Origin of the sequence: Mycobacterium sp. MAA66, from assembly GCF_041261665.1 — a bacterium.
Taxonomy (GTDB): domain Bacteria; phylum Actinomycetota; class Actinomycetes; order Mycobacteriales; family Mycobacteriaceae; genus Mycobacterium.
Map to the genome: position 1 here is coordinate 454,440 of NZ_JBGCCC010000001.1, position 20,756 is coordinate 475,195.

At 67.1% G+C, this 20,756-nt stretch carries 20 protein-coding genes; 11 read left to right on the top strand and 9 right to left on the bottom strand.

The window, feature by feature from the left end; all coding sequences use genetic code 11:
* Position 1: 1 nt before the first annotated feature.
* The gene (locus ABIA30_RS02235; RefSeq protein ID WP_370061682.1) at positions 2–742 is read right to left on the bottom strand and encodes a dienelactone hydrolase family protein; all 741 of its coding nucleotides are present in this window, start codon (positions 740–742) and stop codon (positions 2–4) included.
* A gap of 72 nt (positions 743–814) precedes the next feature.
* Here ABIA30_RS02235 and ABIA30_RS02240 point away from each other — a divergent pair, with 72 nt between their 5' ends.
* Entirely contained in the window at positions 815–1,615 is an 801-nt protein-coding gene (locus ABIA30_RS02240) for a thymidylate synthase (RefSeq protein WP_370061684.1), read from the top strand.
* 3 nt (positions 1,616–1,618) lie between these two features.
* Entirely contained in the window at positions 1,619–2,083 is a 465-nt protein-coding gene (locus ABIA30_RS02245; RefSeq protein WP_370061686.1) for a dihydrofolate reductase, read from the top strand.
* 9 nt (positions 2,084–2,092) lie between these two features.
* Here the strand turns inward: ABIA30_RS02245 and ABIA30_RS02250 are convergent, their stop codons facing one another.
* Both ABIA30_RS02250 and ABIA30_RS02255 read right to left on the bottom strand, forming a co-directional pair.
* Positions 2,093–4,225 (bottom strand): DNA gyrase subunit A, encoded by a 2,133-nt coding sequence (locus ABIA30_RS02250; protein ID WP_370061688.1) that lies wholly within the window; start codon positions 4,223–4,225, stop codon positions 2,093–2,095.
* Between the two features lie 9 nt (positions 4,226–4,234).
* Positions 4,235–6,268 carry a toprim domain-containing protein gene (locus ABIA30_RS02255; protein WP_370061690.1) on the bottom strand — a complete coding sequence of 678 codons (2,034 nt, stop codon included), beginning with the start codon at positions 6,266–6,268 and terminating at the stop codon, positions 4,235–4,237.
* 201 nt (positions 6,269–6,469) lie between these two features.
* On the opposite strand from ABIA30_RS02255, the gene ABIA30_RS02260 reads away from it, so the two are divergent.
* The 3 genes from ABIA30_RS02260 to ABIA30_RS02270 all read left to right on the top strand — a co-directional run bounded on the left by ABIA30_RS02260 (position 6,470) and on the right by ABIA30_RS02270 (position 10,324).
* Positions 6,470–7,669 carry a winged helix-turn-helix domain-containing protein gene (locus ABIA30_RS02260; RefSeq protein WP_370061692.1) on the top strand — a complete coding sequence of 400 codons (1,200 nt, stop codon included), beginning with the start codon at positions 6,470–6,472 and terminating at the stop codon, positions 7,667–7,669.
* A 76-nt stretch (positions 7,670–7,745) separates the two neighbouring features.
* Positions 7,746–8,648 (top strand): 4-hydroxy-tetrahydrodipicolinate synthase, encoded by a 903-nt coding sequence (gene dapA / locus ABIA30_RS02265; RefSeq protein WP_370061694.1) that lies wholly within the window; start codon positions 7,746–7,748, stop codon positions 8,646–8,648.
* 59 nt (positions 8,649–8,707) lie between these two features.
* A complete protein-coding gene (locus ABIA30_RS02270; RefSeq protein ID WP_370063236.1) occupies positions 8,708–10,324 on the top strand; it encodes a ribonuclease J in 1,617 nt (538 codons plus the stop codon).
* Here the strand turns inward: ABIA30_RS02270 and ABIA30_RS02275 are convergent.
* From ABIA30_RS02275 to ABIA30_RS02285, 3 genes are read right to left on the bottom strand one after another with little or no spacing between them, the layout of a single operon-like run.
* Entirely contained in the window at positions 10,321–11,193 is an 873-nt protein-coding gene (locus ABIA30_RS02275; RefSeq protein ID WP_370061696.1) for an SAM-dependent methyltransferase, read from the bottom strand. The two genes, ABIA30_RS02270 and ABIA30_RS02275, sit on opposite strands and share 4 nt — an antisense overlap.
* Positions 11,194–11,202: 9 nt before the next feature.
* Complete coding sequence (locus ABIA30_RS02280) at positions 11,203–12,030, bottom strand: mycofactocin-coupled SDR family oxidoreductase (protein ID WP_370061698.1); 828 nt, start codon at positions 12,028–12,030, stop codon at positions 11,203–11,205.
* 10 nt (positions 12,031–12,040) lie between these two features.
* The gene (locus ABIA30_RS02285; RefSeq protein WP_370061700.1) at positions 12,041–12,355 is read right to left on the bottom strand and encodes a putative quinol monooxygenase; all 315 of its coding nucleotides are present in this window, start codon (positions 12,353–12,355) and stop codon (positions 12,041–12,043) included.
* 203 nt (positions 12,356–12,558) lie between these two features.
* Between ABIA30_RS02285 and ABIA30_RS02290 the strand changes: the two genes are divergently transcribed.
* Positions 12,559–15,174 (top strand): DNA translocase FtsK 4TM domain-containing protein, encoded by a 2,616-nt coding sequence (locus ABIA30_RS02290; RefSeq protein ID WP_370061702.1) that lies wholly within the window; start codon positions 12,559–12,561, stop codon positions 15,172–15,174.
* Positions 15,175–15,247: 73 nt separating this feature from the next.
* Here the strand turns inward: ABIA30_RS02290 and ABIA30_RS02295 are convergent, their stop codons facing one another.
* Complete coding sequence (locus ABIA30_RS02295) at positions 15,248–15,772, bottom strand: amino-acid N-acetyltransferase (RefSeq protein ID WP_370061704.1); 525 nt, start codon at positions 15,770–15,772, stop codon at positions 15,248–15,250.
* A gap of 2 nt (positions 15,773–15,774) precedes the next feature.
* Between ABIA30_RS02295 and pgsA the strand changes: the two genes are divergently transcribed.
* The 4 genes from pgsA (at position 15,775) to ABIA30_RS02315 (ending at position 18,602) form a co-directional block, all read left to right on the top strand.
* Positions 15,775–16,404, top strand: coding sequence for a CDP-diacylglycerol--glycerol-3-phosphate 3-phosphatidyltransferase (gene pgsA / locus ABIA30_RS02300; RefSeq protein ID WP_370061706.1), 630 nt, complete (start codon positions 15,775–15,777; stop codon positions 16,402–16,404).
* Positions 16,405–16,503: 99 nt separating this feature from the next.
* The gene (gene clgR / locus ABIA30_RS02305) at positions 16,504–16,818 is read left to right on the top strand and encodes a transcriptional regulator ClgR (RefSeq protein ID WP_370061708.1); all 315 of its coding nucleotides are present in this window, start codon (positions 16,504–16,506) and stop codon (positions 16,816–16,818) included.
* A gap of 135 nt (positions 16,819–16,953) precedes the next feature.
* Positions 16,954–17,772: a phage shock protein PspA gene (pspA, locus tag ABIA30_RS02310; protein WP_370061710.1), complete on the top strand. Its 819-nt coding sequence runs from the start codon at positions 16,954–16,956 to the stop codon at positions 17,770–17,772.
* Positions 17,773–17,777: 5 nt separating this feature from the next.
* Positions 17,778–18,602, top strand: coding sequence for a hypothetical protein (locus ABIA30_RS02315; RefSeq protein WP_370061712.1), 825 nt, complete (start codon positions 17,778–17,780; stop codon positions 18,600–18,602).
* A gap of 4 nt (positions 18,603–18,606) precedes the next feature.
* Here the strand turns inward: ABIA30_RS02315 and ABIA30_RS02320 are convergent, their stop codons facing one another.
* Together ABIA30_RS02320 and ABIA30_RS02325 are read right to left on the bottom strand one after the other, a co-directional pair.
* The gene (locus ABIA30_RS02320) at positions 18,607–19,050 is read right to left on the bottom strand and encodes a DUF5313 domain-containing protein (RefSeq protein WP_370061714.1); all 444 of its coding nucleotides are present in this window, start codon (positions 19,048–19,050) and stop codon (positions 18,607–18,609) included.
* Between the two features lie 21 nt (positions 19,051–19,071).
* Positions 19,072–19,515, bottom strand: coding sequence for a limonene-1,2-epoxide hydrolase family protein (locus ABIA30_RS02325; protein ID WP_370061716.1), 444 nt, complete (start codon positions 19,513–19,515; stop codon positions 19,072–19,074).
* Positions 19,516–19,575: 60 nt separating this feature from the next.
* Between ABIA30_RS02325 and ABIA30_RS02330 the strand changes: the two genes are divergently transcribed.
* Entirely contained in the window at positions 19,576–20,751 is a 1,176-nt protein-coding gene (locus ABIA30_RS02330; protein ID WP_370063238.1) for a glycosyltransferase, read from the top strand.
* Positions 20,752–20,756: the final 5 nt, after the last annotated feature.

Here is a 20,756-nt window from a genome sequence, read left to right on the forward strand (position 1 = left end):
GTCAGCGCAGGGCGGCGCCGAACACCTGCTCCATCGCCTTCCAGTGCCGTTGATCGGCGGCCTCGTCGTACGCCCCGGCGTTGTCGATCACCGCGAAACCGTGTGCGGCCGGATAGAACTCCACGGTGTGCTCGACACCCGCGCCGGTCAGGGTCTTGTCCAGGATCTCGCCCTGCTCGGCGGTGAACGATCGGTCGTTCTCGGCGGCACCGACGTAGACCACCGCGGTGATCTGGTCGGCTCTGAGGTGCGGACTGTTCTCGTCGTCGGTGACCAGGCCGCCGCCGTGGAACGACATCGCCGCTGCGATGCGGTCGGGGATCCGGCCGGCGAGAACGAACGAGGTGCGCCCGCCCATGCAGTAGCCGGTGGTGCCGAAGCGCTCACCTTTGACATCCGGGTGTCGGGTCAAGAAGTCGAAGAAGGCGTTGGCATCGGCGACCATTACGTCGGGGGTGACCTTCTGCATCATCCCGAACAGCCGGGTTCGCTCGGTGTCGTCGGTGAAGGCCGTCGCCATGTCGAAGGGCGCCCAGCCGGCATCGCGGTAGTAGATGTCGGGAACCAGCACCAGGTAGCCCAGCTCGGCGAGCCGGCCTGCCATGTCGTCGAAGGCCTGCCGGGGTCCGCCCGCGTCGGGATACATGATGACCGCGGGCCACGGGCCCTGGCCTTCTGGTGTGGCGACGGTGACGGCGCATCGGCCATCGGTAGTGGTGATGGTGTCTTTGGTTATCGGCATGCTGGATTGTTCTCCCGTCGCTTCGCTCGCCTCTTACGTTGTACTCCACCGCCCCACACGTAAGCTGGCAGCGTGGCTGTGCCGACTCCTTATGAAGATCTGCTGCGCCTGGTACTGGAGCGCGGCACGCCCAAATCCGATCGCACGGGCACCGGCACCCGCAGCCTGTTCGGCCATCAGCTGCGTTACGACCTCAATGCCGGCTTTCCGTTGCTGACCACCAAGAAGGTGCACACCAAGTCGGTCATCTACGAACTGCTGTGGTTCCTGCGCGGCGACTCGAACGTGCGCTGGCTACAGGAGCGCGGCGTCACCATTTGGGACGAATGGGCCTCGGAGACAGGTGATCTGGGGCCGGTGTACGGCGTGCAGTGGCGGTCCTGGCCCACCCCGTCGGGCGAACACATCGACCAGATCACTGCCGCCCTGCAGATGCTGCGGACCAACCCGGACTCGCGCCGCAACATCGTCTCGGCGTGGAACGTCGGTGAGATTCCTCAGATGGCGCTGCCCCCGTGCCATGCGCTGTTCCAGTTCTACGTGGCCGACGGCAAGCTGAGCTGCCAGCTCTATCAGCGCAGCGCTGACCTGTTTCTCGGCGTGCCGTTCAACATCGCGTCCTACGCCTTGCTCACCCACATGATGGCCGCCCAGGCCGGGCTGCAGGTGGGGGAGTTCGTGTGGACCGGCGGGGACTGCCACATCTACGACAACCACGTCGAGCAGGTCCAGCTGCAGTTGTCCCGGGAGGCCCGCACGTACCCGGAACTTGTCCTGGCACCGCGGAATTCGCTGTTCGACTACGAGTACGACGACATCGCGATCGTGAACTATGACCCGCATCCGGCGATCAAGGCGCCGGTGGCGGTCTAGAGCGTGAAGCTGATCTGGGCCCAGGCGCGTGTCGGTGTCATCGGCCGGGGCAACGGCATCCCGTGGCAGCTGCCCGAGGACATGGCCCATTTCAAGGAACTGACGCTCGGGCACACCGTGGTGATGGGCCGGCTGACCTGGGAGTCATTGCCGGAGCGGTTCCGCCCGCTGCCGGGACGCCGCAACATCGTGATCAGTCGCGACGCCGGATACGTCGCCGATGGCGCCGAGGTCGTCACCGCCGTGCCCGACGAGGTGGACGGTTGGGTGATCGGCGGAGCGCAGCTGTATGCGTCGGCGCTGCCGCGGGCCTCGGTGTGTGAGGTGACCGAGATCGACCTGGATGTGCCCGACGGCGACGCGTTTGCGCCTGTCCTCGACGACACCTGGATGGGCACGCCAGGTCAGTGGCAGACCAGCAGAACCGGATTGCGGTACCGGTTCTGCAGCTACCGCCGTCAGCAGTAGTAGGCCGGCTCACCCACCGGCGGGCGATACATCCGTACCTGCCCCCTTCACCGAGGCCTTGGTGCGCTTCTCGGCCCGTACCGCCCGCTGGCCCCGTACGAACCCGGTGGGGGAGATCGAGGCCGACAACAGTGCGTCTTCGCCGCCCACGAACGGGTGGAAGCCCACACCGGCGCCACCGCGGCCCTTGACCGGGACGTCGGCGACCTCGGTTACCTTCCAACCCTTTTCGGAGATCGACAGGATGGCCTCACCGTTCTCGCAGGTCACCGGCAACGCGGCGATCACTTCGTCGCCGTCGGCCGCCAGCTTCACCCCGGCCACGCCATTGCCCGCCGCACCTTGCGGGTTCACCGCTGCGGGGTCGATACGCAGAATCTTTCCGCGTCGCGTCACCAGCGCCAGGTGGTAGCCGGGGGTCAACACACCGGAACGCAGGAGCCCGGTGATGTCCGGTGCCACCGGGATGTCGCGCGTCTTGAACGGCAGGCCGTTTCCGGTGGTGAACTTGACCCGCCCGTCGGTCCACACCGCCCACCCCAGACCTGAGGTGAGCAGGTCGCCGTGGCTGTCGGAGAACACGCCTCGGTCATCAAGACGCCAGGAGGCGTTGACCTTTCGTTCGCGGGCGCCGTCCTCGTCGGAGCTCGATGCCGTCGGGGTCGCGTCCAAATCCAGCACCGTCCGACGGTCGAACTCAGGGCCTTTGAAGAGCTTCGCGGTCTCCACCAGTTCCTTGTCGATCACCGCCCGCCGCGCATCGGGATTCGATACCAGCTCGGTCAGTTCGGCGAACTCGGCGTCCAGCTTGTCCGCTTCGGCCTGCAGCTCGATGACGTCGAGCTTGGTCAGCCGCCGAAGCTGCAGTGCCAAAACGTAATTGGCCTGCTCCTCATCGATCTTGAACCGTTCCTGCAAGCCTTGCCGGGCCTCATCGACGGTGTCGGATGCTCGAATGATCGCGACGGCAGTATCAATGTCGAGGTGGATCTTCATCAGGCCCGTCACCAGGTGGCGGCGCGCGGTGACCTTCTCGAGCCGATACTGGCTCCGGTGCAGCACCACGGAATCGCGCAGATGCAGGAACGCGCCGATCAGCTCACGCACCGTCCACCAGCGCGGCACCCGATCCTCGTCGAGTGCGACCAGGCTGGCGGCGAACGTCGACTCCAGCGGGGTCAACGCGAGCAGTTGGTCGCGGATGGTCTCGGCACTGTGCCCGCGTTTGGCGCTGACGACGATTCGCAGCCCGTTACGACGGTCGGTCAGATCGGACATGTCGGCCACGCCGGACAGCTCGCCGGACTCGACCAACGCCCGGATCCGGTCCTGCACAGTGTTACTCGCGACACCCGGCGGCAGTTCGGTGATGACGACGTTCTTTCCGTCGACTGACACGGTGCCGCGCACGGTGAGCGCACCCCTGCCGGTGGTGAGGTACTCGCGCAGTCCGCCTGTGCCCACCACGGTGGCCCCACAGCCCCAGTCGGGTCCTGGGATGAGTTTGGCCAACCTGTCGTCGGTCATGTTCGGCGTTTTCAGCAGCGCCCGGCAGGCGGCCATGACCTCACGCGGATTGTGGGCGGGCACCTTGGTGGCCCAGCCTTCGGCGATGCCGACGGCGCCGTTACAGAGCAGCACCGGCCACTGGGCCGGCAGCATAGTCGGCTCGGTCCACTCGCCGTCGAACGTGGGCACCATCGGTACCGCGTGGTCGTCGAGTTCGGCGGTCAGCGCCGCACCGGGTGCCGACAGCCGCATCTCGGTGTAGCGGTCGGCGGCGGGAATGTCGCCTTGGATACGCGGGAAAGCACCTTGTCCGTCAATGACTTTCACACGCTGGAACTCCGCGGCCATCAGTGCCGCGGCCCCGTACATCGACGCGCCACCATGCGGGTGCAGGTTGCCGGTGACGGCCGAGCAGACCTTGGAGGACTTCTGCGGCTTGTTGCCGGGCAGCAGTTTCGAGTCGTGCATCTGGTAGAGCAGCCGGCGCTGGCCTGGCTTGAGTCCGTCGAACGCCGACGGGATGGCGCGGTCGCTGACGCTGTAGAGCGCGAAGGTGAGCTGGTAGTGGTTCCAGTAGTCGTCGGCGCTCTGGTCGAGAACCAGATCTGGGTTCTGTTCGATGATGGCGGTCACGTCGTGCTCCTAATCGAGATCCAGGGCGGAGGTGTCGACGAGGGCGGCGACATCGGCCATCCACGTGCGCCGGCCCTCGGGTGGCCCGCCGAACAGGGTGTGGTGCAAGTTCTTCTCACCGTCGTCGAGGTGCACCCGAATCACGGTGCGCCGCTGCGGATCCAGCACGGTGTTCCAGAAGTCGTCGGCGTCCATCTCGCCGAGACCCTTGTTGCGCTGCACCTCAACCCTGCGCTTGGAGGTGGCTTTCAACTCGGCGACGGCGGTGTCGCGCTCGGACTCGTCCTGGCAGTAGATGCGCTGCGTGCCGTCTTTGACCACGAACAGTGGTGGCAGCGTCACGTAGACCATGCCGGCCGCGACGAGCGGGCGGTAGAAATCCAGGAACATCGAGATCAGGCTCGAGTTGATGTTGCCACCGTCAGGGTCGGCGTCGGAGGCGAACAGGATCCGGTCGTAGCGGCACTGCTCCGGGTCGCAGTTGTCGCGGATTCCGCAGCCCAGGATGCGTTCGATCGAATCGAATTCGTCTTTGACCCGCGCCTTGCTCACCGTGAACCCGTACACGTTGGGCGGCTTACCTTTCAGCGGGAATGCCGCCTGGAAGGTGGCATCGCGCGCGGCTTTGATTGTCCCCAGCGCCGAATCGCCCTCGCAGAGGAACAGTTCCGCACCCGAGCCGCGGCCGGTCTCCCGGCTGGGCAGCAGCTTCGGTGGCAGCGACAGGTTCGTGCCCAGCCCTTTGGCTTTCGACGCGGCGCGGGATCGCGCCTTGGCGCCCTCCGCGCTGCGTCGCGCCCGGGCGGATTCCAGAGCCAGCTTGGTCCACTGTGAGACGGTGTCGCCGTTGGCGGGGTTGGCCGCCCAGATGGTGACGCTGCGCGCCACATCCGGGGCCATCGCGACGTTCAGAGACCGTGACGACACCGCGGTCTTGGCTTGGGAGTCCCAGCCCACGTCCGGTGCCCGGGTATCGACGGCCAGCGCGGTGACCGCGGCGAAATCCTGCGGTTCGGGTCCTTCTTCCCCCTTGGCCAGGCCCAGGTCGCGGATCCGGGACGCGCGGTCGGCCAGCGCTTCGGACAGCCCCTTCACCGCGGCTGTCAGGTGTGATCCGCCTCCGGGGGTGCGCACGGTGTTGCAGAACGCGGCGACGGTGATCGGTTCGGCCGGTCCGGCTGTCAGCGACCAGCGGAATGGGGTGGGGCCGCGCCCGGTCGTGTATTCACCGGAGCCCTCGACCACCGCGCGTACCGGGGGCAGGGGAGTGCCCGCGGAGGTGCACATGAGGTCCAGCAGCGCGTCGGTGCCCCACGGGCCGTCGAACGGCTGCAACAACGCAGGTGGCACCTCCTCGGCGGGCCAGCCCTCGTCGATCACGGTCAGGTGCACACCCGGGGACATCCGGGCCGCGGCGTGTGCGCGCAGCAGCACTTCGCCGACGTCGACGTTCGAATCCGGTACCACGGCCGGGTCGAACAGGATGCGCACAGTCGTGCCGTGTGCGTCGGGCTTGCGATTGCCCGAGCCACGCAGTTTCAGTGTGTCGGCGCGGGTGAACTCAGCGTTCGGGTCGAAGTCCTTGCCTTCGAAGGTGCCGGGGTAGCCGGCGCCGAAACTCTGCAGGTAGGTCTTCCCGGCCCGGCGCACCGTCACATCGGTGCGCGCGGAGATGAAAACCGCTGCCGCGGCGCCGATTCCGTTCAGGCCGGCGCCGGTGCTGGCAGCGTCGGCGTGCGCGGAGAACTTGCCGCCGGCCCGGGCGGTGCCGAGGGTCTTGACGATGCCGTTCTTCCCGGTGACCGGGTCCGAGTCGACGGGCAGGCCGCGGCCGTCGTCGGCGACGCTCACCGATCCGTCCGCATGCAAGGTGATCGTCACGGTGGACCCGCCGTGGCTGCGGTCGGCGACTTCCTCGACCGCGTTGTCCACGAGCTCGCGCAGTGCGGTGTTGAGCACGTCCAGGCCCAGGTTCACCGCCGGCCGCAGGCGGGTGTGCTGGACATCGTCGAGTTCGGTGATGTCTGCAGCGTTGTAGCTCACTGCTGGTCCTTTCCATCAGGGTCGGGGCAGGAAAGCGCGAACTCTCTTCCCAATGCTCCGCTCGCCCCAGGTCTATTTCCCGTCGCTCCGCTCGCCCCGGATCCCGCTATCAGGGTGTGCCGCAGGAATCGTAGGCGGCTGACCCGACAACTTCGCCGATGCGTGCGCGAGTCTGTCGGTGGTGTGCGCCACGATGTGAGAGTGGCAGCACTCACCACGGCCCAAGCCCGGCGCATCGCCGTCGCCGCCCAAGGCTTTCACGAGCCTAAGTCCTCAGGCCCGGTAAACCGGGCGCATCTGAAACGATTGATGTCCAGAATCCAGGTACTGCAACTGGATTCGGTTTCGGTCTCGGTGCGGGCGCACTACGCGCCGGTATTCAGCCGGCTCGGATCCTACGATCGCGACGTGCTCGATGGTCTGGCGTGGGGGCACAGCGCCCGGTCGCCGCGACAGTTCATCGAATACTGGGCGCACGAGGCCGCGCTGTTGCCGATCGACGACTGGCCACTGCTGCGCTGGCGGATGCGGGAGTACACCCACGGCCGGTGGGGCACCGCCATCGTCAAGCGCAACGGGGAACTGGCCGAGAAGATCGTCGCAGCGGTGGCCGAACTCGGTCCATCGACGGCCGGGAGGATCGAGACCCACCTGGATGCCGAGCCGCGTGGCGCCAAGGGCCCGTGGTGGGGTCGTAGCGACACCAAGTGGGTGGCCGAGGCGCTCTGGTCGTCCGGGGTGCTGGCGACCTCGACCCGTGTCGGGTTCGCCCGGCACTACGACCTGGCGGAGAACGTGTTGCCGGCCGAGGTGCTGGCGCGCGAGGTTTCCGACGACGAGGCGGTACGCGAGTTGGTGCTCAAGGCGGCCGGCGCGCTGGGGGTGGGCACTGAGGCTGACATCAGGGACTACTTCCGGCTCGGCGCGCGGCAGGCCAAGCCCGCGCTGGCCGAGCTGGTGGCGGACGGGCTGCTGGAACCGGTCACGATCGACGGGGTTCCGGCGTATCTGCGGGCCGGACAGAAGGTGTCGCGGATCGATCGTGGGACCGCGTTGCTGTGTCCGTTCGACCCGCTGATCTTCTTCCGTCCGAGGGTCGAGCGGCTATTCAATTTCAGGTACCGCATCGAGATCTACACTCCCGCACCGAAACGACAATTCGGTTACTACGTATGGCCTTTCCTGCTGGACGGGCAGCTGGTGGGCCGCGTGGACCTCAAGCGCACCCCGGACGCGTTGCATGTGGTCGGCGCGTTCGGCGAAGACGACCAGGACCAGGCCCGGGTGGCAGCGGCGCTGGTGCCGGAGTTGCGCTCGATGGCGTCCTGGCTGGGCGTTGGTGAGGTAACGGTCGGCGACCGGGGTGACCTGGTGAACGAGCTGCGGCGCGCAGTCCGGTGATCGGCGGATTCACCGGGTTCGCGCGACACGACCGGCGGTTCAGATCACATAGAACCAGCGGGTAACCTATTCGCCCATGAGCACCAGCGGAATTGACGTCAGCGCACGGATGGGCACCGTGCTGACTGCCATGGTGACGCCGTTCGGCCCGGACGGCTCCGTTGACCTGGCCGCCGCCAAGAAGCTCGCCGCCCATCTGGTCGACGCCGGCTGCGATGGCCTGGTGCTTTCGGGCACCACCGGTGAGTCGCCGACCACCACCGATGACGAGAAGCTCGCCCTGCTGGCCGCGGTCCTGGAGGCGGTGGGAGACCGGGCCCGGATCATCGCCGGCGCCGGCAGCTACGACACTGCGCACAGCGTGCACCTCGCCAAGGCGTGCGCCGACGAGGGCGCCCACGGCCTGCTGGTCGTGACCCCGTACTACTCGAAGCCGCCGCAGGCCGGTCTGATCAGGCACTTCACCGCGGTCGCCGATGCCACCGAATTGCCGGTCATCCTCTACGACATCCCGCCGCGTTCATCGATCCCGATCGAGTGGGACACCATCCGCGCGCTGGCGTCGCATCCGAACATCGTGGCGGTCAAAGACGCCAAGGGCGACCTGCACGGCGGCGCGATGATCATGGCCGAGACCGGCCTGGCCTACTACTCGGGTGATGACGCACTGAACCTGCCGTGGCTGGCGATGGGCGCCGTCGGCTTCATCAGCGTCTGGGGCCACCTGGCCGCCGGTGAGCTGCGAGAGATGCTGTCGGCCTTCAACTCCGGTGACGTCGCGACCGCACGCAAGATCCACTTGGGCATCGGAGTCCTGGCCGAGGCGCAGAACCGTCTCGGTGGCGTCACCTTGAGTAAGGAAGGCCTGCGACTGCAGGGGTTCGAGGTCGGTGATCCGCGCCTACCGCAGGTGCCGGCCACCACTGAGCAGCGGGCCCAGTTGGCCGCCGACCTGCGCGCCGCTTCGGTGCTTGCGTGAGCCATCCCGACTTCGCGCCACCCGGCCCGCTGGAGCCGGGCGGTCTGCGTGTCACCGCCATGGGCGGTATCGGCGAAATCGGCCGCAACATGACCGTTTTCGAACATCTGGGCCGGTTGCTCATCATCGACTGCGGCGTGCTGTTCCCGACTCATGACGAGCCCGCCGTCGACCTGATCCTGCCGGATATCCGGCACGTCGAGGACCGGCTGGCCGATGTTGAGGCGCTGGTCCTGACCCACGCCCATGAGGACCACATCGGCGCCATTCCGTATCTGTTGAAGCTGCGCCCGGACATTCCGGTTGTCGGTTCGCGCTTCACCTTGGCGCTGGTGGCGGCCAAGTGCCGTGAGCACCGGATCAAGCCGGTCATGCAGATCGTCGCCGAGGGTCAGCGCAGCACGCACGGCGTGTTCGAATGCCAGTACTTCGCGGTCAACCACTCGATTCCCGACGCACTGGCCATCGCGGTGCACACCGGCGCGGGCACCGTGTTACACACCGGCGATATCAAGCTCGACCAGCTGCCGCCCGACGGCCGACCCACCGATCTGCCCGGAATGTCCCGCCTGGGAGACGCCGGCGTGGACCTGTTCCTGTGTGACTCAACCAATTCCGAGATTCCCGGCGTGAGCCCCTCGGAGAGTGAGGTCGGACCTACCCTGCACCGGCTGATCCGTGGCGCCGAGGGCCGCGTCATCGTCGCGTGCTTCGCCTCGAACGTCGACCGGGTGCAGCAGATCATCGATGCCGCTGTCGCGTTGGGACGCAAGGTTTCCTTCGTCGGCCGGTCCATGGTGCGCAACATGGCCATCGCCCGCGAACTCGGCTTCCTGAACGTCGAGGACGACGACCTAGTGGACATCGGCGCGGCCGAGCTGCTGCCGTCGGAGCGGATGGTGTTGATCACCACCGGAACTCAGGGCGAGCCGATGGCTGCCCTGAGCCGGATGTCGCGCGGCGAGCACCGCAGCATCACCCTGACTCCCGGTGACCTGGTCATCCTGTCGAGCTCGCTGATCCCCGGCAACGAGGAAGCGGTCTATGGGGTGATCGACGCGCTGGCCAAGATCGGCGCCCGCGTGGTCACCAATGCTCAAGCGCGCGTGCATGTTTCCGGTCACGCCTACGCCGGTGAGCTGCTGTTCCTGTACCGCGGGGTGCGGCCCCGCAACGTGATGCCGGTGCACGGCACCTGGCGGCACCTGCGGGCCAATGCCAAACTGGCGATCCGCAGCGGGGTTCCCGAGGAGAACGTGGTGCTGGCCGAGAACGGGGTCAGTGTCGACCTGGTGGGCGGCCGGGCCCGGATCGCCGGCGCGGTTCCGGTGGGCAAGGTGTTCGTCGACGGCCTGGTGCTCGGAGACGTCGGTGATGCCACTTTGGGCGAGCGGCTCACGCTGACATCGGGTTTCATTGCGATCACCGTCGTGCTGGCCCGAGGGACCGGCAAGCCCGTCGCGCCGGTACACCTGCACGCCCGTGGCTTCTCCGAGGACCCCAAGGCACTCGAACCGGCCGCCGAGAAGGCGCAGGCCGCGTTGGAAACCCTCGTCTCCGAACAGGTCACCGACCCGGCACGCATCGCCCAGGCGGTGCGCCGGGCGGTCGGCAAGTGGGTCGGTGAGACCTACCGTCGTCAGCCGATGATCGTGCCTACGGTGCTTGAGGTTTAGACCTTTTCGGCCAGGGCGGACCATTCCAGATCCGATGTGCCCAGCGCACGACCGGTCGGGCGTACGTAGCGATCGAGCACCTGCTCGGGACCCATCTGGTCGAGCAGGCGCCAGCCGTAGCCCTCGAGGTAGCCCGCGACCTCGTCGGGACCGAAGCCGGACTTCCACACCTGGCTGTTCACCCGGAACATGCGGTACAGCCCCTCTCCGCCGTACATGTTGCGGCCCTCGATGAAATCGCGCTGCACATAGGTGAAGTCGAGACGGCTGCCCGCCGGCGTCGAGCGCAACTGCTCGAAAGTCGCCGAGACCGCCTCGGCGGTCAGGTACTGCGTGACGCCCTCCCAGATGAAGAAGGTTCGTGCATTGCGGTCATATCCCTGAGCGGCCAGCGTCGCCATCAGGTCGTCGTGTTCGAAATCGACTGCCACCAAATGAATCGAGGGTGGGGGAGTGCCGAAAACCCGGTTCAGGACGGCGCGTTTGCGTTCGATGTTGACCGGCTGGTCCACCTCGAACACTGGCAGGGCGCTGCGGCGAGCCAGTCGGGCTCCGCGGGTGTCGAACCCGGCGCCCAGCACCACCACCGCGTCGACATCGCCCAATGCCGCCATCAGGTTGTCGTCGGCATAGCGTTTGCGGCAGGCCATGTTGGCCCACATCCCCGGGGTGTTGTGGTCGGATACGGCGGCCATCACGCGCCGCAACGGTGCCCACCGGGTGGCCGCGACCAGGGCACGCAGGCCGACGGGCAAAAACGAAGCCGCCAGGTCGTCGTCGACTAGACGGCGACCTGGCGGCTCCTGATGTTCGACCGCGGCCAGCACCATCGGTCCAAAAGCCGTCTGTGCCGCAGGGTTCCGAGCCATGTACGTGCGCTACCGCTTGTTCACGTATCCCGCGTCCACCGGCAGCGTCACCCCGGTGATGTAGCGGGCGGCATCGGATACCAGCCACGCCACGGCGTTCGCGATGTCCTCGGGTTCCAGGGTCTGCACCGGAAGCGCGTTGGTCATGTTCGGCGCTGATTTCGCCGCTTCCGGGTTGTTGGTCAACTCGTTCAGCCATTTTCGGGTGAACTCGTTGTCGATCATCGGGGTGTCAACCCCGGCGGGGTGCACCGAGTTGACCCGGATGCTCTGCGCAGCAAGCAGATTCGCGTAGACCCGCATCAGGCCGACCATGCCGTGCTTGGCGGCCGCGTAGCCGAGGGAGCCGGCCATCGGCGAGGCCAGGCCCACCAAGCCGGCCACCGAACTGATCAGCACGATCGACCCGCCGTTGCCCGCCTTGATCATTGGGCGCATGGCGACGTCGATGGTGTGGTGGACGCCCGTCAGGTTCACGTCGATGACGTCTTGCCAGGCGTCTTCACCGGCCATCGGAGCGATGCCGGCATTGGCGATCGTGATGTCCAGCCGGCCGCCGAGCTCCTCGACGCCGGCCGCCAGTGCAGTCTTGAGGGAGTCGCGGTCGCGGACATCGGCCCGGTGCGCGACGATCCGCTGTCCGTTGTCCTCGACCAGCTTGACGGTGGCCGCCAGATCCTCGGCCGTAGCCAGGGGATAAGGCACCGAGGCGATGTCGGCGCACAGATCCACCGCGATGATGTCGGCGCCCATCGATGACAACTTCACCGCGTGGGCGCGGCCCTGACCGCGGGCCGCACCGGTGATGAAGGCAACCTTGCCGCTGAGTTCACCCATTTGTGGTTCCCTAGCCCCGCAGCTGTCCCTTGGCCGGGTCACCGGCGACGATCGGCGCCAGCATCTTGATGTCAGGTGCGCCATCGAGGTGTTCGCCGATAGCGCCGAACAGCTTGCCGATGGCCGGTGCCGTGCTGTGCGTCTTGAGGGCGTCGGCGTCTGCCCACTGCTCGACGAACACGAAGGTGCCGTCGGTCTCGTGCAGTGAGTAGAGCTGGCAACCGGGTTCACCGTGCACTGTCTCGATGGCCTCGGTACAGGCATCGCGGACCAGGTCCACCGACTCGGGCTTGGCCTTCATGGTGGCGACGACAACGACGGGCATGGGACTCCTCGGTGAGTATTCGATGTGATGCAAGCAACAGCATCCCAACCCTAGCGCGCCCTGATCGGTGGCCGCTCGGGCGCAGGATTGGGCCGCTTGGGACGTAACAATTCGGCCACGCGCAACCATATGACCTGGTCAGACGAGTTTGTGGCTGGTGTGGCAGATGGTGCATATGGGTCCAGTGCGACTAGGCTTCAATCATGCCGAGTAAGACCGCAGCCGGGTCACGCACGCGTTCAACCAGCTCAAACACTGGTGCGCGCAGCTCAGGCCGTCCGGCGCGTCCCGCGGCGCCGAAGAGCCCGGCCCGCAAGCCCGCTGCCCGCAAACCGGCGGCGCGTAAGCCCGCACCGGGACCGTCGCCGGTGGCCACCGCCGGAGCAGCGGTTGGCCGGGGTGCGCGAGCCGGTTGGCTGATGCTCGCCAGGGGCGCCGGAAGCACTGCACGTAGCGTCGGCCGCGCGCGTGACCTGGAGCCCGGTCACCGTCGCGACGGTATCGCCCTGGCCCTGCTGGGCTGCGCGGTCCTGATCGCCGCCAGCTCGTGGTTCGAGGCCGCGCGTCCGGTCGGCGCCTGGGTCGACGTCGCGATCCGCACCCTCATCGGCTCTGCCGTCATGCTGCTGCCGGTGCTGCTCACCGCCGCGGCGGTGACGCTGATGCGCACCCAACCCGATCCCGACGCTCGACCACGAATGATCCTGGGCGCGGCCATGATCGTCCTGCCGGTGCTCGGTCTGTGGCACCTGTGGACCGGCGCTCCGGTCGAGCCCGACGCCCGACGGGGCGCGGCCGGCTTCGTCGGCTACACCATCGGCGGCCCGCTGGCTGACGGCGTCACCGTCTGGCTTGCCGCGCCGCTGCTGGTGATGGGCGTGCTGTTCGGTCTTCTGCTGATCACCGGCACCACCATCCGGGAAGTGCCGACCACGCTGCGGCACATCTTCTCTGCGCACCTGCCCGAGTACGACGAGTACGAGGACGACGACGAGTACGGTCAGGCCGAGGCCGGGTACGACGACTTCGGTGATGATTTCTCCGACGGCTACTACGACGACCCGGCACTCGGCGTGTCGGCCGAGGCCTGGCCCGGCTCCGACCAGAAGACCACGGCCATCACCCGGCCGCTTAGCCGCACGCCGATGGACAACTACCCGGTCGAGCCGCCGGCCGATGAGGCACCGACCGCGCCCGAGCCCGCCGTCCGGGCCCCGCGTCGCAAGAAGACCGCCGCCGCCAACGTGGCACCGGCACCGAAAGCCAAGGACACGGCCAAGGACGAAGGCCTGACGCTGGACCGCGTCACCGACGGCGACTACAACCTGCCGCCGCTGGACCTGCTCGCCGAAGGCGACCCACCACAGCGGGTCGGGCGCGACAACGACCGCATCGTGGCGTCCATCACCGAGGTGCTGGAGCAATTCAAGATCGACGCCACCGTCACCGGCTTCCAGCGCGGCCCGACCGTCACCCGCTACGAGATCGAGCTCGGACCGGGTGTGCGCGTCGAACGCTTCACCCAGTTGCAGCGCAACCTGGCCTATGCCGTGGCCAATGAGAACATCCGCCTGCTGGCCCCGATCCCGGGTAAATCCGCGGTCGGCATCGAGGTGCCCAACAGCGATCGCGAGATGGTCCGGCTCAAGGACGTGCTCGGTGCGCCGTCCACCCGCAAGGACCACCACCCGATGGTGTTCGGCATCGGCAAGGACGTCGAAGGCCACTTCGTCAGCTACAACCTGGCCAAGATGCCGCACCTGTTGGTCGCCGGTCAGACCGGCTCGGGTAAGTCGAGCTTCATCAACTCGATGCTGGTGTCGATCCTGCAGCGTGCCACGCCCGATGAGGTCCGGATGATCCTCGTCGACCCGAAGAAGGTGGAATTCCCACCGTACCAAGGGATTCCGCACCTGATCACGCCGGTCATCACCGATGTGAAGAAGGCCGCGGCGGCGCTGGCCTGGCTGGTCGAGGAGATGGACCAGCGCTACCAGGACATGAGCGCCAGCGGCGTGCGCAAGATCGACGACTTCAACTCCAAGGTGCGCTCGGGTGAGATCACCACCCCGCCGGGCAGCGAGCGGGTGTACAAGCCGTATCCGTACATCTTGTGCGTCATCGACGAGCTCGCCGACTTGATGATGACCGCGCCGCGGGACGTTGAGGACGCCATCGTGCGCATCACCCAGCTGGCCCGCGCTGCCGGTATCCACCTGGTGATCGCCACCCAGCAGCCGGTGGTGTCGGTCGTCACCGGTCTGATCAAGGCCAACGTGCCGGCCCGGATGGCGTTCGGTGTGACCAACGCGACCAACTCGCGCGTCATCCTCGACCAGATCGGTGCGGAGAAGCTGACAGGTAAGGGCGACGGGCTGTTCCAGCCGTCGGAGGCACCCAAGCCGATCCGTGTGCAGGGCGCCTTCGTCAGCGATGAAGAAATCCAGGCGATCGTCGCGTTCACCAAGGCGCAGGCCCAGCCCGAGTTCATCGAGGGCGTCACGGTCAAGACCGTGGAGAAGCGCGAGATCGACAGCGACATCGGCGACGACATGGACGTCTTGCTGCAGGCGGTCGAGCTGGTGGTGTCTTCGCAGTTCGGCTCGACCTCGATGCTGCAGCGCAAGCTGCGGGTCGGATTCGCCAAGGCCGGTCGGCTGATGGACCTGATGGAAACCCGCGGCATCGTCGGGCCGTCCGAGGGGTCCAAGGCTCGCGAGGTGTTGGTCAAGCCCGACGAGTTGGCCGGCACGCTGATGCTGATCCAGGGCGGCTCGGACGCGGGCGGTTCGACAGGAGACGACGGTCCCGGGTTCTAGGACCCGCCCTGCCGGGCATGCTCTGGGGAGGGAGCGTGCCCGGTATGGGGTGCATCGCGTAAGTGCTTGAGTCTCAACGCAAAGTGGCCAGCATCCGGGTGTTGCCCAGGGTGTTGGGCTTGACGTAGGACAGGTCCAGGAACTCCGCTACACCGGTGTCGTACGAACGGCACATCTCCTCGTACACGTCGGCGTCCACCGGTGTGCCCTCGATTTCCTCGAATCCGTGGCGGCTGAAGAACTCGATCTCGAAGGTCAACACGAAGACCCGCTGCAACTGCAGTTCGCGGGCGACCTCGAGCAGCCGGGTCACCACCGCGTGTCCGACACCCATGCCGCGCACCTTCGGATGCGCCGCGACCGTGCGGACCTCTCCCAGATCGGCCCACAACACGTGCAGGGCCCCGCAGCCCACGATCTCGTCGTCCAGCTCAGCGATCCAGAACTCCTGCACCGCCTCGTACAGCGTCACGAGGTTCTTCTCCAGCAGGATCTTTCCCGCGTAGATGTCGATCAGTCCCTTGATTGCCGGCACATCGGAGGTGCGGGCGCGGCGAACCACTAGCCCTGCGGTTTCGGGTTTTGGCGTGGCGCTCACAGATGCGAGGGTATCGGCTGCGTATCGCCCAGCCGGTGACCGGATATCCTGATGCGGTGCCCGGCCAGTCAGATACCGACCCGCGCGCCTCGCGTGCCGGGGTGGCGAACGTCGCCAACCTCCTGACAGGCCTGCGAATCGCCTTGGTGCCGGTGTTCCTGGTCGCCTTGTTCGCCGGAGACGGTCACGAAACACGTTGGCGGATCATTGCTTTCGCTGTCTTCGCGACCGCCGTCATCACCGACCGGTTCGACGGTGAGATCGCCCGCAGCTACGACATGGTCACCGAGTTCGGGAAACTCGCCGACCCGATCGCCGACAAGGCGCTGATCGGCGCGGCGTTGATCGGGTTGTCGATACTGCACGATCTGCCGTGGTGGGTCACCGGGCTGGTACTGACCCGCGAGGTGGCGGTGACGTTGTTGCGGTTCGCCGTGATCAAACGCGGCGTCATTCCGGCCAGTCGGGGCGGCAAGCTCAAGACTTTCGTTCAGGCCGTCGCGATCGGCCTGTTCATTCTTCCGTTGTCCGGGCTGTGGCATACCTCTGCGCAAGTGGTGATGGGGGTCGCCGTGGTGCTTACCGTGGCCACCGGCATCGATTACGCGGTCTCGGCCCTGCGCCGCCGCTGACCGCCTCGGAGATTGACCGCGATATCCGGGAACCGCAGGGAACGGCTGTGCGTTGTGCGGGTGAAGCTTGTGCATGCGGACAGTGAAGGGGAGAGCGCCATGGCAACACTGCTGCGCGAAGTCATCGGTGACGTGCTGCGTCGGGCCCGTACCGGACAGGGCCGCACGCTCCGCGAGGTCTCCGATGGTGCCCGGGTGAGCTTGGGCTATCTGTCCGAGGTGGAGCGTGGGCGCAAGGAGCCGTCCAGTGAACTGCTGGGCGCCATCTGCGGTGCGCTGGACATCCCGCTGTCGACCGTCCTGGCCGACGCTGCCGTCGAGCTGCAGCGCGCCGAATTGGCTGCGTCGACGGCGAACATCGACGCCAGCACCAAGGTCGTCATTCCGCAGGTGCTGGCGATGGCCGTGGCCTGAAATCGGCTCTGACCTCTGAAATCTCCCGTGTGCGGTGGCGAGCTGTGTCTTTACCGATAAGTTGGTCGCAGACACACTGACGTCCCTGCTCGGCTTGGGCCGGCATCGATCGACATGAAGGCGGAGAACAAACTCATGGCCAATCCGTTCGTCAAGGCGTGGAAGTACGTCATGGCGCTGTTCAGCTCCAAAGTGGACGAGTACGCCGACCCCAAGGTGCAGATTCAGCAGGCCATCGAAGAGGCGCAGCGTCAGCACCAGGCGCTGACCCAGCAGGCCGCTTCCGTTATCGGCAATCAACGCCAGCTGGAGATGCGGCTGAACCGGCAGCTGGCCGACATCGAGAAGCTGCAGGCCAATGTCCGCCAGGCGCTGACGCTGTCCGACCAGGCCACCGCCGCCGGCGATGCGGCCAAGGCCACCGAATACAACAACGCAGCAGAAGCGTTCGCGGCTCAGCTCGTCACCGCCGAGCAGAGCGTCGAGGACCTCAAGACGCTGCACGACCAGTCGTTGCAGGCTGCCGGCCAGGCCAAGAAAGCGGTCGAGCAGAACTCGATGGTGCTGCAGCAGAAGATCGCCGAACGCACCAAGCTGCTGTCTCAGCTGGAGCAGGCCAAGATGCAGGAACAGGTCAGCAAGTCGCTGCAGTCGATGAGCGAGATCGCCGCGCCCGGCACCACCCCGAGCCTCGACGAGGTCCGCGACAAGATCGAGCGTCGCTACGCCAACGCCATGGGTGCGGCCGAGCTGGCCCAGAACTCCGTGCAGGGCCGCATGATGGAGGTGCAGCAGGCCAGCGTCGAGATGGCCGGGCACTCTCGCCTCGAGCAGATCAGGGCATCCATGCGCGGTGACGCACTGCCCACCGGCGGCGGCGCGGCGACCCCAGCGGTCAACCCGGCCGCACCGGCAGCCAATCCGGCCGCGCCGGAGAACCCGCTGTCGCAGTAGTCACGATGAACACCCCGACGGCTGCCTACCCCCGGAAGGACCGGGGATGGCAGCGCTTGCTGCAGCGCGGCGTCGACACCGCCGCCGAATTGTCCGATGTGCTGGCGCGGAAGCTGGGAGCGGTGTCCGACCCGCGCGCCAAACTGCTGCGCAAGCGGCGGTGGGCGCTGCGGTTCGGATTGCTGTTCGCGGGTGGCACGCTGTTGTGGATCGGGGTGACCGCGCTGCTGGCGGTGTGGAGCACCCCGTGGTGGGCGCTGTTGATCACCGGAATCATCGCCGGCGTGTCGGCATTCCCGGCCACGCTGTTCTTCTTGCGCTACCGCTGGCTGCGCGGTGAGCCGCTACCGCCGGAACGTTCGGTGCGGTGGCTGCCGCCCCGTGGATCGGCGGCGTACGGACCGATGACGACGCTGTCGTCGGCCGAACGTGGATTGTTCGCACTGCTCGGGGTGATCGGGCGCGGGCAGATGCTGCCCGCCGACGAGCTGGCCGAGGTGACCGCCGCGGCCAATCACACCGCCCGCGCATTGGCCGCCACCGCGAACGAAGTGGTGGCGATGGAACGGGCGGCCAGTTCGGCACCGCAGTCGCGGGCTCATCTGACGCCGACCATCGGGGCCTACCGGACCCAACTGGACGTCGGCGTCCGGCAATACAACGACATCGTCACCGCGGCAGCCCAATTGGTGTCGGCGGCAAACAGCGGCTCACTGTCGCAGGCGCCGATGGCCGCCCAGCGTTACCGGCACGAACTGGTTTCGGCCACCGATCGGCTGGCCGGTTGGGCCCAGGCCTTCGACGAGCTGGGCCGGTTGCGCCAGATCTGACCGTTCAGATGGTGGTGGAACTGCCGCTATCGTCCGAATCCCGCCTGCCGAACCGTTCCTCATAGGCCGCATGGATGTGGGCGTTCTTCTGCCGCTCCGCCTCGGTGAGGACTTTCGGGTCGATGCCATGTTTGACCAGCACGTGACGGCGCCAGATCTTGTTCAGCGCGTGGGAGAAGTAGACCACCGGAATCAAGATGGGAACGGTAGCGCTGAGCCGGATGACCAGATCCGAACCGCCGTGGATGTCAAGCAGCTCGGGCAGATACCAGATCGGTATCAAGATCATGAATGCCGGAATGAACATCCGGATGACGACTCGCATCGTCGCGCCCTTGCCGGTGAGATCCTCGGTCACCCAGTCGCGCATGGTGTCGGGTAACCGGCCGCCGTAGCTGTACTTGAGGTACTGCCAGGCGTTGGGCTTCGGGCGGGCGGTGTTGGCCATGGTCGCCGATTTTACTGCTGGTTACATGGTGGGCCGCAGGGTCGGGATGATGACCCCGATCACCCCGCGCGCGGTCGCCTTCAGCATGTCGAACATGTCGAAGTAATCCCGCCACAGGGTGATCCGGCCGTCGTGCACCTCGAACACGCCGCACACCCAGAACTGCAGGCGCAGCTTGCCGATCACGATGGCGTCGGTGCGCTCGGTGAGAACCGCCGAACCATCGGCGGCGATTCGGTGGAACTTCACCTCGAAGCCCCCGCGTCCCTCCATGGATCGGAACAGCTTGATGGCGCGGGTCCGGCCGTGGATGGTCGGAAACCCGACGTTCTGATACACCAGGTTGTCGTCGAGCAGCGAATCAGCGGTGTCCAGGTCAACGGCCTGCAGCGCGTAGAGGAATGATTCGACGATCTCGGCATTGGTCTGCGTCGGCGCGTTCTGCGCGGGTGTGCTCTGCGTCATAGTGCCACCCTAGTGCGGCTGCCCGACGGCCGCGCCGCGGCGGTGTGGCAGGGTGGCCCGATGCGCGTCGCAGTGGTAGCCGGTCCTGATCCCGGCCACGCCTTCCCGGCGATTGCACTGTGCCTCAAGTTTTCCGCCGCCGGTGACGAGCCGGTGCTGCTGACCGGACGGCAGTGGCTGGATACCGCGCGGGCGGCCGGTGTCGACGCGCGAGAGCTACTCGGCCTGGATCCCGAAGCCGGGGACGACGACAGCGACTCGGGCGCCAAGATCCATCGACGCGCCGCGCGTATGGCGGTGCTGAACGTGCCGGTGCTGCGCGACCTCGCCCCGGATCTGGTGGTTTCGGACGTCATCACGGTGTGCGGCGGAATGGCCGCCGAACTGCTGGGCCTGCCGTGGGTCGAGTTGGTGCCGCATCCGCTGTATCTGCCGTCCAAGGGACTGCCGCCACTGGGCAGTGGCCTGGCCCCGGGCGTTGGATTGCGGGGCCGGTTGCGTGACTCGCTGATGCGGTCTCTGACCGCGCGTTCGGTACGTCAGGGTGATCGGCAGCGGTCGACGGCGCGCAGCGAAATCGGTCTTCGGCCAACCGATCCCGGTCCGTTGCGGCGGCTGATCGCCACGTTGCCGGCGCTGGAGGTGCCACGTCCGGACTGGCCCGCCGAAGCCGTGGTGGTCGGCCCGTTGCATTTCGAGCCGACCGCGGCGGTGCTGGACGTCCCGCCCGGCTCCGGCCCGCTGGTGGTGGTGGCGCCGTCGACTGCGACGACCGGCATGCAGGGACTCGACGATCTGGCGCTGCAGGCGTTGACCCCGGGGCGGACGCTGCCCGAGGGGGCCCGGGTGGTGGTGTCGCGGCTGCGGGGCGCGGATGGCGAGGTGCCGGCGTGGGCCGCGGTGGGGCTCGGCCGACAGGACGAACTGCTGCGGCGGGCCGATCTGATGATCTGTGGCAGCGGGCACGGCATCGTGTCCAAGACGCTGCTCGCCGGGGTGCCGATGGTGTTGGTGCCCGGCGGGGGCGATCAGTGGGAGATCGCCAATCGTGTTGTGCGGCAAGGCAGTGCCGAATTGGTTCGGCCGCTGACGCCGGAGTCGCTGGCTGCGACTGTGGACCGGGTACTGGGTGCAGCGGGGTACCGCGAGGCTGCCGGGCGGGCGGGTTCGAGCGTGGCCGACGTGGCTGATCCGGTACGGGTGTGCCATTCGGCACTGGCCGCCCGGGGCGGGTAGGTTGG